Origin of the sequence: Sphingomonas sp. Leaf20 (assembly GCF_001421535.1) — a bacterium.
GTDB lineage: Bacteria > Pseudomonadota > Alphaproteobacteria > Sphingomonadales > Sphingomonadaceae > Sphingomonas.
In genome coordinates this window covers 142,402-158,579 of the sequence record NZ_LMKN01000009.1, presented here as the reverse complement: position 1 = coordinate 158,579, position 16,178 = coordinate 142,402, and the positions used below count along the sequence as shown (strand labels likewise).

Annotated in this window: 12 protein-coding genes and 1 tRNA gene; 11 read left to right on the top strand and 2 right to left on the bottom strand. The window is 66.9% G+C overall.

Annotated elements, in window-relative coordinates:
* Positions 1-37: 37 nt before the first annotated feature.
* From ASE72_RS14200 to ASE72_RS14150, 11 genes are all read left to right on the top strand, one after another.
* Entirely contained in the window at positions 38-1,036 is a 999-nt protein-coding gene (locus ASE72_RS14200; RefSeq protein ID WP_082446092.1) for a cell wall hydrolase, read from the top strand.
* A 73-nt stretch (positions 1,037-1,109) separates the two neighbouring features.
* Positions 1,110-1,334: a hypothetical protein gene (locus ASE72_RS14195; RefSeq protein WP_056022721.1), complete on the top strand. Its 225-nt coding sequence runs from the start codon at positions 1,110-1,112 to the stop codon at positions 1,332-1,334.
* A 97-nt stretch (positions 1,335-1,431) separates the two neighbouring features.
* Positions 1,432-2,739: a dicarboxylate/amino acid:cation symporter gene (locus ASE72_RS14190; RefSeq protein ID WP_082446090.1), complete on the top strand. Its 1,308-nt coding sequence runs from the start codon at positions 1,432-1,434 to the stop codon at positions 2,737-2,739.
* 143 nt (positions 2,740-2,882) lie between these two features.
* Positions 2,883-4,478 (top strand): isocitrate lyase, encoded by a 1,596-nt coding sequence (locus tag ASE72_RS14185; RefSeq protein WP_056022719.1) that lies wholly within the window; start codon positions 2,883-2,885, stop codon positions 4,476-4,478.
* A 151-nt stretch (positions 4,479-4,629) separates the two neighbouring features.
* Positions 4,630-5,307, top strand: a complete 678-nt coding sequence (locus ASE72_RS14180; protein WP_235532367.1) for an ABC transporter ATP-binding protein — start codon at positions 4,630-4,632, stop codon at positions 5,305-5,307.
* Positions 5,304-7,811, top strand: coding sequence for an FtsX-like permease family protein (locus ASE72_RS14175; RefSeq protein WP_056022713.1), 2,508 nt, complete (start codon positions 5,304-5,306; stop codon positions 7,809-7,811). Before ASE72_RS14180 ends, ASE72_RS14175 begins: the two co-directional genes overlap by 4 nt.
* Entirely contained in the window at positions 7,811-8,872 is a 1,062-nt protein-coding gene (locus ASE72_RS14170) for a lipocalin-like domain-containing protein (protein WP_056024136.1), read from the top strand. The genes ASE72_RS14175 and ASE72_RS14170 overlap by 1 nt, the downstream gene beginning before the upstream one ends.
* A 95-nt stretch (positions 8,873-8,967) precedes the next feature.
* A complete protein-coding gene (locus ASE72_RS14165; RefSeq protein WP_056024134.1) occupies positions 8,968-9,990 on the top strand; it encodes a sulfate ABC transporter substrate-binding protein in 1,023 nt (340 codons plus the stop codon).
* Between the two features lie 30 nt (positions 9,991-10,020).
* Entirely contained in the window at positions 10,021-10,875 is an 855-nt protein-coding gene (gene cysT / locus ASE72_RS14160) for a sulfate ABC transporter permease subunit CysT (protein ID WP_056022710.1), read from the top strand.
* Positions 10,872-11,711 carry a sulfate ABC transporter permease subunit CysW gene (gene cysW, locus ASE72_RS14155; protein WP_082446088.1) on the top strand — a complete coding sequence of 280 codons (840 nt, stop codon included), beginning with the start codon at positions 10,872-10,874 and terminating at the stop codon, positions 11,709-11,711. The genes cysT and cysW overlap by 4 nt, the downstream gene beginning before the upstream one ends.
* Positions 11,708-12,739 (top strand): sulfate/molybdate ABC transporter ATP-binding protein, encoded by a 1,032-nt coding sequence (locus ASE72_RS14150; protein WP_056022703.1) that lies wholly within the window; start codon positions 11,708-11,710, stop codon positions 12,737-12,739. The genes cysW and ASE72_RS14150 overlap by 4 nt, the downstream gene beginning before the upstream one ends.
* Before the next feature lie 41 nt (positions 12,740-12,780).
* Here the strand turns inward: ASE72_RS14150 and ASE72_RS14145 are convergent.
* Both ASE72_RS14145 and ASE72_RS14140 read right to left on the bottom strand, forming a co-directional pair.
* Positions 12,781-12,865, bottom strand: a tRNA-Leu gene (locus ASE72_RS14145).
* Between the two features lie 146 nt (positions 12,866-13,011).
* Positions 13,012-16,095, bottom strand: a complete 3,084-nt coding sequence (locus ASE72_RS14140; RefSeq protein ID WP_056022701.1) for a TonB-dependent receptor domain-containing protein — start codon at positions 16,093-16,095, stop codon at positions 13,012-13,014.
* Between the last annotated feature and the right edge of the window lie 83 nt (positions 16,096-16,178).

Here is a 16,178-nt window from a genome sequence, read left to right as displayed (position 1 = left end):
ACGGGCGGGGTTCCTGTCAGGACGCGCGATCCGCCTTATGCTCAAGAGAACATTGCTGGGGTTCACGGCGATCGCCGCCAGCACGTCGTGCGTCCCGCCCGCGCTGCGCCAGGCCGGCCACGTCGCAGCGGTTCCCGTCCGTGACGCCGCCGAAGCCCGCACGTTGCTCGCCGGACTTGCGCTCGACGCACCGGTCGAGCCGCTCGAACGCGCCTTCGCCAGCCCGGCTCGGCTGACCGATGCGTCGCTGACGCCCGCCGCAGCACCCGCGTTCACCGGCGCCGCCCGCAGCGAGGACGACCGTCAGCGGGCGATCGCGTGCCTGACCGCCGCGGTCTATTACGAGGCGCGGTCCGAATCCACCGACGGGCAGCGCGCGGTCGCGCAAGTCGTGCTCAACCGCGTCCGTGATCGCGCCTTTCCCCACAGCGTGTGCGGCGTCGTCTATCAGGGTTCGACGCGCCGCACCGGCTGCCAGTTCAGCTTCACTTGCGACGGCTCGATGAACCGTCCCCGCGACGAAAGCGCCTGGGCGCGCGCGGCATCGATCGCGCGCGCTGCCTTCGACGGGAGCGTCTTCGCGCCGATCGGGGCATCGACCTCGTATCACGCCGCCTCGATCCTGCCCTGGTGGGCGCCGAGCCTCAGCCGGGTCGGCGCGATCGGCGCGCACGTCTTCTATCGCTGGCGCGGCGCCATGGAACGCGCGCTCACCTTCCGTCAGCACTATGCGGGCCTCGAGCCAGAGCCCATCGCCGGACCCGCGACCACGCTCGCCGCCACGACCGTAGCCTCCGGCTATACCGGCGCGATCGAGTCGAGCGTCACCGTCCACCGCGGTCGAGCGGCGCCGGACGCCGAGGCAATCGTGCCGTCGCCGCCTGCGTCGGCGCTTGCCTCGACCATGCCCTCCCCCCGCCTCCGTCTCGCGTCGGGCGTCCGCATCCATGTCGGCACCGCTCATGGCGGCGCGGTCATGGCGGCGAGCAGCCCGTTGCCGGTGATCGCGATTTCCGAGGAAAGCGATCCGACCTGAACGCGCTTTTGGGGTGTCACATCGCGCCCCACGCGGTATCGCACGCCTCGATGCCCTGCTCCAGATCCCGCCGATGACCGCAAGCGAACTGCGTGACCGCCTCGTGACGGTGCTGACCAGAGACCATCTCGGCGACGGCCGCCGATGGCGGATGGCGGTGGGCGATGTGCGCGTTTATTCGATCGAAACGCATCCGCACTGCAACTGGTCGGTCACGCCGTCGGGAAGCGCCGAAGACATTGATCGCATCGAGACGCTGGTCGACCGGTTCCGCGAGCAATTCCCCATCGTCCGCTGATCGCGACAAGCTCGGCTATCCCGCCACGGACAGCGTCTTCGTTGCACATCACCGTGAAACCCCTGTAGCCCGGTCGGGTTTAGACGGGATGATGGCAATGCATACGTTACGGCGATCGTTCGGATTGCAGGTGTTGATCGGCATGATCAGCGGGCTCGCGCTCGGGTTCGTCGCGCGCAATCTGGGCGAGGGTTCGGGGCTTGCGGAGACGTTGCGCATCGTCGGCGAGATCTTCGTCCAGCTTCTGAAGACGCTGGTCGTCCCGCTTGTCTTCACCGCGATCGTTGCCTCGATCGCCGCGCTTCGCGACCTCGACAACGCCCGCCGCCTCGTCATCAGCACGCTTGTCTGGTTCGCGATCACCGCGCTGATCGCGGTCACGATCGGTATCGCGCTTGGCCTGCTGATCCAGCCTGGCGTCACCGCCGGGGTGAATGCAGCAAGCGCGGTTGCGCCAAAGGCGGCCGGATCATGGCTCGACTTCCTGCGTGGCCTCGTCCCCGCGAACATTCTCGGGCTGGAGGCGTCGACCAAGCTGGCGGACGGCGCCGCGCGCACCGCCCTGTCGTTCAATGTCCTTCAGATCATCGTCATCGCGATCACGATCGGTGTTGCCGCGGTCCGGATCGGCGACGCCGGCGCACCGTTCCTCGCCTTCAACGCCTCTGCGCTCGCGCTATTCCGCCGCATACTGCGCTGGGTGATCCGCCTTACGCCGATCGGGACCGGCGCGCTGCTCGGCAATGCGATCGTCCGCTATGGCTGGCAGTCGCTGTCCGCGCTCGGGGCATTCAGCATCGCGGTCTATGCCGGCCTCGCGCTCGTCCTGTTCGTCGTCTATCCCATATTGCTGATCACCAACGGCCTGAGCCCGAAGCGCTTCTTTGCCGCCGCCTGGCCGGCGATCCAGCTCGGTTTCGTGTCGCGGTCGTCGATCGCGACGCTCCCGGTCACTGAAGACGTCGTCGAGCGGGGGCTTGGCGTCCCGCGTAGCTATTCCGCGTTCGCCGTACCGTTCGCGGCGACGACGAAGATGGATGGGTGCGCCGCGATCTATCCCGCCGTGTCCGCGATCTTTGTCGCGCAATATTACGGCATTCCGCTGCACGCCGCCGATTATGTCCTCATCATACTCGTGTCCGTCCTCGGCTCCGCGGCAACCGCGGGTCTGACCGGCGCTGTCGTGATGCTGACGCTGACGCTGTCGACGCTCGGGTTGCCGCTGGAAGGCGCGGGGCTCCTCCTCGCGATCGACCCGATCCTCGACATGGGCCGCACCGCGGTGAACGTCGCCGGCCAGGCGCTGGTGCCCACGATCGTGGCCAAGCGCAACGGGCTGCTCGAACAGACCTCTGCCAATCCGAGCCAGCAGATTCCGGCCTCGAGCACGACCGCCCCGGCCTGATCGGTTTTGTCAAGTTTGTGACAACCGGACAGACGGCCGTGAACGCCTGTGACACCTCGACCCTGTCGCAGGCCTGCTGACGGGGGCGGTTGCGTGTAATGCTGTGTACTCCCGCCGCATCAAACGCGGAACGAGGACGCAGCATGACCTTCCAGACCGACATCACGCATATCGACCACCTGATCGCCGCGCAGAGCGGGACATGGGATGGGATCGCGTCCGAATCCGTCGCCCGGATGCGCGCGCAGAACCGGTTCCGCACGGGTCTCGACATCGCGCGGTACACGGCCGCGATCATGCGCCGCGATATGGCCGCCTATGACGCGGACCCTGCGCACTACACGCAGTCCTTGGGGTGCTGGCACGGGTTCATCGCGCAGCAGAAGATGATCAGCGTCAAGAAGCATTTCGGCACGACCGACCGGCGCTATCTCTATCTGTCCGGCTGGATGGTGGCCGCGCTGCGAAGCGAATTCGGCCCATTGCCCGACCAGTCGATGCACGAAAAGACCAGCGTCCCCGCATTGATCGAGGAGCTCTACACCTTCCTTCGCCAAGCTGATGCCCGCGAACTCGGCATGTTGTTCCGCGACATCGACGCGGCGCGCGCCGCGGGTAACGCGATCGAGGAAAAGCGCCTGCTCAATGCGGTCGAGAATTACCAGACGCACGTCGTCCCTGTCATCGCCGATATCGACGCGGGCTTTGGCAACGCCGAGGCGACATACCTGCTCGCACGCAAGATGATCGAGGCGGGCGCCTGCGCGCTCCAGATCGAGAACCAGGTCAGCGACGAGAAGCAGTGCGGGCATCAGGACGGCAAGGTCACCGTGCCGCATGAGGACTTCCTCGCAAAGGTTCGCGCCTGCCGCTACGCGTTCCTCGAACTCGGCGTCGAGGACGGCATCATCGTCACGCGCACCGACTCACTCGGCGCAGGGCTCACCAAGCAGATCGCGGTCAGCAAGGCGCCCGGTGATCTCGGCGACCAGTACAACTCCTATCTCGACTGCGAGGAGATCGATCCCGCGACCGCGCAGAATGGCGACGTCGTCCTCAACCGCGACGGCAAGCTGCTCCGCCCGAAGCGCCTGCCCTCCAACCTGTTCCAGTTCCGCGCCGGCAGCGGCGAGGATCGCTGCGTGATGGATTGCATCGCCTCGTTGCAGAATGGCGCAGACCTGCTCTGGATCGAGACCGAAAAGCCGCACATCGAACAGATTGCGGGCATGGTCGACCGGATTCGCGAGGTCGTCCCCAATGCCAAGCTCGTCTATAATAACTCGCCGAGCTTCAACTGGACGCTGAACTTTCGCCAGCAGGTGTTTGATGCGTGGAGCGAAGCGGGCCGCGACGTCGCGGGCTATGACCGCGCACGCCTGATGAGCGTCGACTATGACGGCACTGCGCTTGGCGACGAGGCGGACGAACGCATCCGCACTTTCCAGGCAGATTCGGCGAAGCGCGCCGGCATCTTCCATCACCTGATCACGCTGCCGACCTATCACACCGCTGCGCTGTCGACCGACAATCTCGCCAGGGAATATTTCGGCGATGCCGGAATGCTCGGTTATGTGAAGGGCGTCCAGCGCAAGGAGATCCGCGAGGGTATCGCCTGCGTGAAGCACCAGAACATGTCGGGCTCCGACCTTGGCGACGACCACAAGGAATATTTCGCCGGCGAGGCAGCGCTGAAGGCGGGCGGCGTGCACAATACGATGAACCAGTTCGCGGCCTGACACCGACGCCGGGGCGAAAGCTCCGGCGCGGACCTTAGACCGGTGGGCGGGGATGCCCGCCGCCACTGCGCACGGATAACCCGCCCCCAAAGCAACGCAGGGCAACCCCGCCATGCTGTCCCCCGGAGACGCGCCGTGGCATGAGCGGGCAATGCAAGCTCCCGCCCTCCTCCACGTCACCGCACTGGAAAAGTCGGTGCCCGGTGGCCGCCAACTCTTCCGTGCGCTCGATCTCACCGCCAATCCCGGGCAGCTTATCGCGATCGTCGGCGAGAGCGGCGTCGGCAAATCGACGCTGCTCAACATCCTCGCCGGGCTCGATACCGCGGATGCCGGGCAGGTCACGGTCGAGGGCGTGACGCTAGGTGCGCTGGACGAGGCCGCGCTGACGCATCTGCGCGCCACCCGCATCGGCTTCGTCTTCCAGGCTTTCCATGTCCTTCCCTATCTGACGCTTCGCCAGAACGTGGCGCTGCCGCTCGCGCTCGTCTCATCAGATAGCCGCGCCATCGCCACCCGCGCGCAGGCGATGCTCGAACGCGTCGGTCTCGGGACGCGCGGCGCCGGCTATGCGCGCGATCTGTCCGGTGGCGAGTTGCAGCGGGTCGCGATCGCCCGCGCGCTGGTCCACCGCCCCGCGCTGATCCTCGCCGACGAGCCGACCGGCAATCTCGACCCGGAGACCGCCGCGAAGGTCCTCGATCTCTTTTCGCAGGCGGTGCGCGAAGACAAGGTCGCGGCGATCATCGTCACGCATTCCGAAGCCGCGGCGGCAATTGCCGACGTCGTCCTCACGCTGACCGCGACCGGGCTGGAACGCCGGGAGTGAGCGTTCTGTCCGCACGGCTCGCGCTTGCCTGGCTGGTCCTGGGCGAGTGGCGGGCGCATCCGGCACGCCTGGCGCTCACCGCGATCGCCATCGCGATCGGCGTCGCGCTCGGCTTTGCGGTCCACCTCGTCAACGGCTCGGCGCTGTCGTCGTTCGAGGGTGCGCTGCGGACCGTCAACGGCCGCGCCGACGTGCAGGTCAACGCGACGAGCCCGCTCGGTTTCGACGAGGCCCTCTACCCGCGCGTCGCCCGCGCGCCCGGCGTCGTCGACGCGAGCCCGGCCGTCGTCCTTCGCGCGACCATCGGGACGACGGGCTTCACGCTGCTTGGTCTCGACGTTCTCCGCGCCGCTCAGGTCACGCCGTCGCTGGTCGGGATCGTACCCACGGGCGTCGACCGCCGCTCCGACGCGGCGTTCGACGGCGATGCGCTCTTCTTGTCCGCCGCGGCGCTGCGCAACCTGCGCGTCGAGCCCGGGCAGGCGGTGACGGTCGCGGCGAACGGCCGGACGACGTCGCTGCGTATTGCCGGGCGACTCCCGGGCGTGGCCGAGGACCAGGCGATCGGCGTCGTCGACATCGCCACCGCGCAGTGGCGGTTCGGGCGGATCGGCCGGCTCGACCGTATTGACGTCGCGCAGGCCGAAGGCGCCGACACCACCCCGCTCGCGGCGATCCTGCCGCGCGACGCGGTGATCGGCACCGCCGCAAGCGACGCCGTCCGCAGCGATGCCCTGTCACGCGCCTACCGCGTCAACCTCGACATGCTGGCCCTCGTCGCGTTGCTGACCGGCGGCTTCCTCGTCTTTTCGGCGCAGTCGCTGTCGGTCGCGCGACGGCTGCGCAGCTTTGCGCTGATCCGTACGCTCGGGCTGCCACGCAGCGGTATCGTCGCGACCGTCGCGTTCGAAGGGCTCGCGATCGGAATGTTCGGCGCTACCCTCGGCCTGGTGCTGGGCTATGCGCTTGCCTATGCCGCGCTCACGCGGTTCGGCGGTGATCTGGGTGCGGGCTATTTCGCGGATGGTCGTGTCCGGCTCACTTTTGCACCGGTCGCAGCGGCCGGGTTCTTTGCGCTCGGGTTGCTCGCTGCCGTCGCGGGCAGCGTCCTCCCGGCCCGGATCGCCGCACGTGCCGCGCCCGCGGCGGCGCTGCGCAATGCCGGCGACGTGATGGACCCGCGCGCGTCCGTGCCCTGGATCCCTGCCGCGATCCTGCTAGCGACCGGCGCGGCGATGGCACTCCTGCCCGCGATCAATGGCTTGCCGATCTTCGGGTTCGCCAGCATGGCCCTGATCCTTGCGGGCGGGATTGCGGGAATGCCCCGGCTGGCGCGCACGCTTTTGCGGCCCCTGGCGCGCCGCTCGGGCCGGCATGTTCCCGTCGATCTGGCGGTTCGCCACCTCCACGGCGCCCCCGGCCAGGCCGCGACCGCGCTGTGCGGGATCGTCGCGAGCACCGCGCTGATGATCGCCATGGCGGTGATGGTCACCAGCTTTCGCGGCGCGGTCGACGAGTGGCTCGGACAGGTGCTCGCCGACGATCTCTACCTTCGCGTCGATGGCGCCGCTGGCTTCGATCCGGCCGCGCAAGCGCTCCTGCGGGCGACGCCCGGCGTGGCGTCGATCGCGTTCAGCAGACAGATTCCGCTGACGCTCGCCGCCGATCGCCCGCCGGTGACGCTGATCGCGCGCCCGGTCGCGACGGGTGGCGACCAGACGCTCGTACTGATCGAGGCCGCCGACGCGATCCCCAGCGGCAGGACGCCGGTCTGGCTGTCGGAGCCTGCCGCGCGCATCTACGGCCTCCGCGTCGGCGATGCGGTGACGTTGCCGATCGCCGGTCGCTATGCCGTCGCCGGGATCTGGCGCGACTATGCGCGGCAGCAGGGCGCGATCGTCATCCGCGACACCGACTATACGCGCGCCACCGGCGACAGCACGCGCATCGAAGCCGCGATAACGCTGGCGGGGGGCGCCGCCACGCAGACGGTTCAGCAAGCGCTGGTTCGGCGGTCGCCACGCGATCTGCGTAGCCGCGTGTCGATCGCCCGCCCCGCCACGCTGCGCCGCTATGCGCTCGAACTGTTCGACCGGAGTTTCGCCGTGACCTATCTCCTCGAAGGCGTAGCGATCCTCGTCGGGCTTGCGGGCGTCGCCGCGACGATGTCGGCGCAGACGATCGCGCGCACGCGCGAATTCGGGATGCTGCGGCATATCGGTGTCTCGAAGCGCCAGATCGTTGCGATGCTCGCAAGCGAGGGTGGCCTGCTCGGTCTCGTCGGCGGCATTGCCGGCATCCTCCTCGGCGGGATCATGGCGCAGGTTCTCGTCCACGTGATCAACCCGCAATCGTTCAACTGGACGATGGCGACGCGCGTTCCCTGGGGGATCGTCGCGAGCGTCGCGGCAGCCTTGGTGGTCGCCGCAGCAGGCACGGCGACGATCGCGGGGCGCCGCGCGATCGCCGCCGATGCGGTCCGCATGGTGAGGGAGGATTGGTGATGCGCCGGCTGCTCGCATTCGCAGCGCTCGTGCTTACGGCGGCGACGCCGGCTTCGACCGGACCCGCGGTGGTCCGCCCGGGCGCGCGCTTCACGTTTCCCCGCGAACACGGCGCGCACCCAGAGTTTCGCACCGAATGGTGGTACGTCACGGGCCGGCTCGCCACCCCGGACAAGCGCGACCTCGGGTTTCAGATCACCTTCTTCCGGACCACGCCCGCCACCGATCCGGCCAATCCCAGCGCCTTTGCGCCGAAGCAGATCCTGTTCGCGCATGCCGCGCTTTCGGACCCGCGTGTCGGCCATCTGCTTCACGGCGAGCGCGCCGCGCGCGCGGGGTTCGGGCTGGCGCAGGCCCGGATCGGCGACACTGACGTCAGCCTGCGCGATTGGCGCATCCGCCGGCTGCCCGACGGTCGTTTCGTCACGCGTGTCACGACCGCCGATTTCGCGCTGTCGCTCACGCTGACCCCGCGCCAGCCGCCGCTGCTCGAAGGCGAGGACGGCTATAGCCGTAAGGGCCCCCGTCCCGAACAGGCCAGCTATTATTACTCGGTGCCGCATCTGTCGGTGTCCGGCCGGCTGGCCCGCAACGGCCAGGTCCAGCCGGTCACCGGACAGGCATGGCTCGACCGCGAATGGTCGTCCGACTATCTCGGCGGGGGCGCGGTGGGCTGGGGCTGGGCCGGGCTCAATCTCGACGATGGCGGCGCGCTGATGGCGTTCCGTATCCGCGGCGCGGGCGGGCGACAGATCTGGGCGGGCGGATCGCTTCGCCGCAGGGACGGCCGCGTCGTCCGTTTCACGCCCGCCGATGTCCGCTTCGATCCGATCCGGCAATGGCGTTCGCCGCGGACCGGCGCACTCTACCCGGTCGCGCAACGCCTCAGCGTCCGCCTGCCAGAGGGCGTACGGCGGCTCGATCTCCTGCCGCTGTTCGCCGATCAGGAACTCGACGCACGGCGCAGCGGGATGCCGGTCTATTGGGAAGGCGCGGTGCGTACACGCGGCGGCAGCGGCTATCTCGAGCTCACCGGCTATGCGGCTCCGCTCAAGATGTAGACGTCACCGGATACCCAATCTTTTGCACGGCCAAGCTTTGCGGCTATTCCTTACGACCATCGACACGATAGGGATTGGAGGAAGCGGAGGACTGGATGACATTGAACCGAACGCATATCGGCCTTGCACTCGCGGCGATCGTCGCGGGCTGCTCGTCTCCCTCCGGCACTGGCAAGGATGGCACGGTCGAACTGCTGAACGTCAGCTATGACCCCACGCGGGAGCTCTACCGGTCGGTCAACACCGCCTTCGCCGCAAAGTGGAAGCAAGACACCGGCCAGACCATCAAGTTCAACATGAGCCATGGCGGCTCTGGCAAACAGTCGCGCGCGGTGATCGACGGGCTGGGTGCCGACGTCGTCACGCTGGCGCTTGCCTATGATATCGACGCGATCGCCGAACGCGCCAAGCTGCTCCCCGCCAACTGGGAAGCCCGCCTCCCCGACAACAGCGCACCCTATACGTCGACGATCGTCTTCCTCGTTCGCAAGGGTAACCCGAAACGGATCCGCGATTGGGCGGACCTCGTAAAACCGGGTGTTCAGGTCATCACCCCCAATCCCAAGACGAGCGGCGGGGCACGGTGGAATTTTCTCGCCGCCTGGGCCTATGGCCGAAAGGCAGGCGGGTCCGACGCTGCGGCGCAGGCCTATGTGACGCAGCTGTTCGGCCATGTTCCCGTGCTCGACTCCGGCGCGCGTGGGGCGACCACGACGTTTGTCGAACGCGGCCTGGGCGATGTGCTGATTGCGTGGGAAAACGAGGCCTTCCTGTCCGAAAAGGAGCTCGGCGCGGGCAAGTTCGACATCGTCGTCCCTTCGATCTCGGTGCTCGCGGAGCCCTCGGTGGCCGTGGTCGATGCCAACGCGAAGGCGCACGGCACCGAGAAGGTCGCCGACGCCTATCTGAAGTTCCTCTACACGCCTGAGGGTCAGGACATCGTCGCGAAGAACTATTACCGTCCGCGCGATCCCGCGGTCATGGCGCGCTATGCCAACGTCTTCCCGAAGATCGAGACGCAGACGATCCGCGATTTCGGCGGATGGAAGACCGCGCAGGCGCGCTTCTTCAACGATGGTGGCGTCTTCGACCGGATCTATTCGGGACCAAAGCGCTGACGCCGACGATCGACCCCAGGCGGGCGTCTCATGGCTGAGCGCGCCTCTGTCGGGAAGCATCGGTCCGCGCGGCGTTCGGTGATACCGGGATTCGGTCTCACCATGGGGCTGACGGTCGTCTGGCTGTGCCTGATCGTGCTGATTCCCCTGTCGACGATCTTCCTGCGTGCCGCGGGGCTTGGATGGGATGGGTTCGTCGCCGTCGGCCTGTCGCCGCGCGCGCTCTCGGCCTATCGCCTAAGCTTCGGCACGGCGTTCCTGGCGGCCATGGTCAATGCGGTGTTCGGGCTGCTTATCGCCTGGATCCTCGCGCGGTACGAATTTCCCGGCAAGAAGCTCGTCGATGCGGCGGTCGACCTCCCGTTCGCGTTGCCGACCGCAGTCGCGGGCATCGCGCTGGTCTCGCTCTACGCCGAGAATGGCTGGATCGGGTCGATGCTCGCGCCACTCGGCATCCGCGTCGCCTACACGCCGCTCGGCGTCGTCGTCGCGCTGATCTTCATCGGTCTCCCGTTCATCGTCCGATCGGTCCAGCCCGTCCTCGCCGACCTCGGCGCGGACGTCGAGGAAGCCGCCGCGACGCTTGGCGCGACCCGCTGGCAGACCTTCAGCCGCGTCATCCTTCCCGCAATCGCGCCGGCGCTGCTGACCGGGTTCGCACTCGCGTTCGCGCGCGGCGTCGGCGAATATGGCTCGGTGATCTTCATCGCCGGCAACATGCCCTACAAATCGGAGATCGCGCCGCTACTGATCGTCACGCAGCTCGAACAGTTCGATTATCCCGGCGCGACCGCGATCGCCTGCGTGATGCTCGTCGCGTCCTTCTCGATGCTGCTGCTCGTCAACATGCTCCAGGCATGGCGTGCCAAGCGGAGCGCGAAATGACCCGCGCCGCCGCAACCGAAAGCCCCCTGGGTCGGCGCGTCCTGATCGGCATCGGCATGGTCTTCCTCGCGCTGTTCCTCGCGCTGCCGCTCGTCGTCGTCTTCGTCCAGGCGTTCGCCAAGGGCTGGCCGATGTTTCTCGACGCCATCGCCGAGCCTGATGCGCGTGCCGCGATCCGCCTCACGCTTCTGGTCGCGGCGATCTCGGTCCCGTTGAACTGCGTGTTCGGCGTCGTCGCGTCATGGGCGATCACGAAGTTCGAGTTTCGCGGCAAGAGCCTGCTGATCTCGCTGATCGACCTGCCCTTCTCCGTGTCGCCGGTCGTCGCGGGTCTCATCTTCGTCCTGATGTTCGGCGCGCAAGGGTGGTTCGGCCCATGGCTGATCGCGCATAACTGGAAGGTCATCTTCGCGGTCCCGGGCATCGTGCTCGCCACGGTGTTCGTCACCTTCCCCTTCGTCGCGCGCGAGATCATCCCGCTGATGGCCGAGCAGGGGCGCGACGACGAGGAAGCGGCGGTGTCGCTCGGGGCGTCCGGGTGGCAAACGTTCTGGCACGTCACGCTCCCCAACATCCGCTGGGGGCTGCTCTACGGCGTGCTGCTGTGCAACGCGCGCGCCATGGGGGAATTCGGCGCGGTCTCGGTGGTTTCGGGACATATCCGCGGTCTCACGAACACGATGCCGCTGCATGTCGAGATCCTCTACAACGAATATGATTTTGTCGGCGCGTTCGCGGTCGCATCGCTGCTGGCGTCGCTGGCGCTGGTGACGCTGGTTCTGAAAAGTCTGCTCGAGTGGCGCTTCGGCTATCACCAGGCAAGGAGTGCGCATTGAGCATCGTCATCGACGCCCTTTCAAAACGGTTCGGCGCGTTCGCCGCGCTCAACGGCGTCACGCTTGAAGCCCGCCCGGGCGAATTCCTCGCGCTGCTGGGTCCGTCGGGCTCGGGCAAGACGACGTTGCTGCGGATGATCGCGGGGCTCGACTTCCCCGATGCCGGGCACGTCCTCTTCGACGGCGTCGACATGACCGATACGCCGGCCGCCGAGCGCCGTATCGGCTTCGTCTTCCAGAATTATGCGCTGTTCCGGCACATGACGGTCGCGGACAACATCGCGTTCGGGCTCACCGTCCGCGCGCGCCGCGATCGTCCCGCCAAGGCGAACATCCGCACGCGCGTGGCCGAGCTGCTCGACCTGATCCAGCTTCCCGACCTCGGCCATCGCTATCCCGCGCAACTCTCGGGCGGCCAGCGTCAGCGCGTCGCCCTCGCCCGCGCGCTCGCGGTCGAGCCGCAACTGCTCCTGCTCGACGAGCCGTTCGGAGCGCTCGATGCCAAGGTGCGCAAGGATTTGCGCCGCTGGCTGCGCGACCTCCACGATCGGCTCGGTCTCACGTCGGTCTTCGTCACCCACGATCAGGAAGAGGCCCTCGAACTCGCCGATCGTGTCGTCATCATGAACCGTGGGCTCATCGAACAGATCGGCACGCCGCGCGAGGTCTACGACACGCCCGCCACGCCGTTCGTCTCCGCCTTTGTCGGCGAGACCAACCAGATCCCCGTGACGATCGCGGGCGGACGCGCGGCTTACGCAGGACGACAGCTCGACGTGTCGACAGCCGGGATATCCGATGGCCCGGCCGAGCTGCACTTCCGGCCTCACCAGGCGGAGCTCGGGGCGGACGTTCCGGGGACGCTGCCGATCCTTGTAGGCGCCGCCCGACAGCGTGGCGGCGGGTGGCGGGTCGATGCCGCGCTCGATGCACAACCGATCGAGTTCGACGTTTCCGGGCCGGTACCCGATCGCGGGACGCGCGCCGGCCTGCGCCTGACCGACGTGCAGCTCTTTCCGGTTCGCTGATATGAAAAGACCGGCCGCCGCTGGGCAGGCCGGTCATCGAATGGTGCGGGTGGCCGGGGTCGAACCGGCACTCCTTTCGGAACAGGATTTTGAGTCCAGCGCGTCTACCAATTCCACCACACCCGCACACTCGCCGCGTCGGGCTCGAAGCCCGGTGCAGCGGCGGTTTCGCTAGCCCATGACGCAGTGCCCCGCAAGCACTCGACTGCATATACCGCGCACAAAAAAAGGGCCCGCCGTTTTCGGCGAGCCCTTGAGGTCGGGGATGAGGATCAGAACTTGATCGTCGTGCCGATCGCCAGGTTGCGGCCCAGCGCGTCGTAGCGCTGCGGGATGGTGTTGCTGCGCGCGAGGCTGATATTGTAGGAGTCGGGTACGATCGGCGGCGTCTTGTCGAGCAGGTTGTTCGCGATCAGGCGCAGCGAGAACTGCTTGGCGATCGCGAAGTTGAGCGCGAGGTCGAAATAGCTGATCGGTGCGACACGATAATAGCTCGTGCGCTCGCGCTCGGGCGTGCCGCCAATGGCTTCGTCGCCCGAATTGTCGGCATGCGTCAGCGACCCGACATAACGCCAGTTGAACGACGCGCTGAACGCCTTGTCCATCGTCGTGTAGGTCGTGCGCAGGCCGTGCGACCATTTCGGGATCAGCTGACCGCACCCATTGGCATAATAGCCCGCGCAGTTGCGCTTGGGCTGGACCGGCGAATCCTGCCCACCGGCAAAGGTCGTCAGCGAACCGTTGAAGTTCATGTCGATCTTGCCAGCAGTTTCCAGGTCGAGCGTATATTGGCCCTGGAAGTCCCAGCCGCGCGCGATCGACTGATAGAAGTTGGTCGTGCCCTGCCGGATGAAGCCCGTGCTCGGGTTGCCGGCGGGATCCGAATACAGCGTGCCGGTGCCGGGATTGCGGACGATGCCCTGGCAGAAGAAGTCGTCGCCGCCCGACCGCTGACACCCATCGGTATAATAGTTGAACGGGTTGTAGCCGAGTGAATCGTTGATCTTGATCCGGTAGCGATCGACCGAGAACACCAGGCCCGGAATGAAACGCGGCTTGACGATCAAACCATAGGTCTGTGTGTACGCGGTTTCTGGCGCGGACGTGAAACCGCCCGACCGCACCGTGCACTGGTCATCCGGGCACAACAACGTGGTGCTGCCATAGAGCGCATCGGTCAGGCCCGTCGCACGGCAGACCTCACGCGAGGCGACCGGCGCGCCATAGCTGATCGCCCCGGTGGCGGGATCCGCGATCGGGGTGGGTGCGCAGAAGTCGTTGATGCCGTTCGTGCCGACCGTCGCGAACTCGATGTTGGTCGCCTGCCGGATCTCGAACACCGTCGGCGCTCGCTGTGCCTTGTTGAACGACGCGCGGAAGGTCAGGTCGCTGATCGGGGCATAAAGGCCCTCCAGCTTCCAGGTGCTGAACGAGTCCGGGTTGCTGCTGTACTTCGACACGCGATAGCCGCCATTGGCCTGCAAGAGTTCGGCAAACGGCTTGTGCTCGATCAGCGGCGCCTGCACCTCGATGTTCGCTTCCCAGACATCCTGCTTCAGGTTCTGGTCGGCGCCGCCGAACCGCGTCCGGAAGCTCGGGTCGGCATACCCGCTGAACGTGTCCTTGCGGTATTCGGTGCCCAGCGCGATCGCCACGCCCTGTTCGGCCAGCGGCGACCTGATCCCGTATTTGCCGAGATCGCCGGTCAGCGACGTCACGACGTCATACAGTGTGCCGACGCCCGTCTGCGTGCCCGTAGCAAACAGGTAATTGCGCAGCGCCGGGTTGGTATTGCCGGCGCTGAACGCGTCGAACGGCACGCAGGCCGGGTCGGACGTTGTCGCGCAGGTCGGGTTGGCGAGCGTTCCGCCTACGTTTATCGCGTTCTGCAGCCGTGTCGGATCGACGAACGTCGGCGTGTAATCCTGATGATTCCGCGAATAGACACCGCCGACGTCATAGGTCCACGCGTCGCCGACCTTGCCGCGCACGCCGCCGCTCAGGCGAACGCCGGTATTGATATACGTGTCGGACACGTCGTTAAATTCGCCGAGGCGATAGGACAGGCTGATCGGTGCGAGCGCCGTGGTCCCCGCTGCCGCACCGCAGATCGTCGTCGCCTGCGACGCCGACAGGAACGGGTTGTTGCAGTTGACCTGCAGCTGCCCCTCGCCGCTGTAGCTCGCCCGGCCAGGATAATTGTTGAACGACTTGTCGCGGAACCAGATGCCCGACGCGTAGAGCTCGGCATTCGGGGCGATGTCGAGACTGACAAAGCCGCCTGCGTTGATCCGCTCGGACGGCCGCTGATACGCATAGTTGCTGAAATAGTTGGACGCGTTGCCCGCGCCGGCGCCGAATGGCACGAAGCTGCGGGTGCCGTCCGGATTGTTCACATATTGCTGGTTCGCATTGACGCCGCTGAGCGGCGTGACGAGACCGCTCGTCGAGCTGCTCGGGGTCAGACCGCATGAGAGCGGCCCGTCCGCGGTCAGCTGCGTCACGTAACAGCCCGAATTGGATCGATCCGACAGCGATACGGCCTCGCTCTCGCGATAGTTGACGAAGCCCGACACGCGCAATGCGCCGTCGAACAGCTTGACGCCACCGGTCAGCGTCACGTCGGCTCGGCCACCGTCATTGGTCAGGCCGCGCGGGGTGCGGAACCCCGCCGCGCGCGCCAGCGGCGACACGACCGTATCCTTGTTGAGGTGGTTGTAGAAATTGTAGTTCGCATCGAGCTGCAGGCCCTCGAAATCCTTCTTGAGGATGAAGTTGACCACGCCCGCGACCGCGTCCGACCCATAGACCGAGGACGCGCCCCCCGTCAGGACGTCGACGCGCTCGAGCAGCGACGTCGGGATGATGCCGACGTCCTGGCCATTCTGCGTGCCGAGGCGCTTGCCGTCGATCAGGACCAGCGTCCGCTCGAACCCGAGGCTGCGCAGCTTGATGCGCTGGCGACCGTCGGAATCGGCATAGGTCTGCTGGTTGTCCGGCGCGACCTGAGGCAGGCGGTTCAGCACGTCCTCGACGTTGACCGCGGCCTGCGCGCGAATGTCCTGCGCGGTGACCGACGCGATCGGCGCCGCCGACGTCATGTTGGGACGCTGGATCCGCGAACCGGTCACGACGATGTCGCCGTCGCCGGTCGCGGGACGCTGCGGCGTCGCGGCGGCGTCAGGCGTGGCGATCGCGGACTCGGCGTCTGCTTCGACCTTTGCTTCGGCGGGCGTCGTCGCTTCCGCCTGTGCTGGCGTGACCTGCGCCGGGACATCCTGCGCGAAAGCCGGAGCGCTTGCCATCAGCAAGGCGCCCGAAATCGCAATACGCGATGCGGAATGACGTAGGAACATACTCAACCCCTTTTACAGGGATGCAGCTTCTGCCTGCATCCATCTCCGCTTACGGGTTTTGGTCATAAACACTGTCCAGTCAA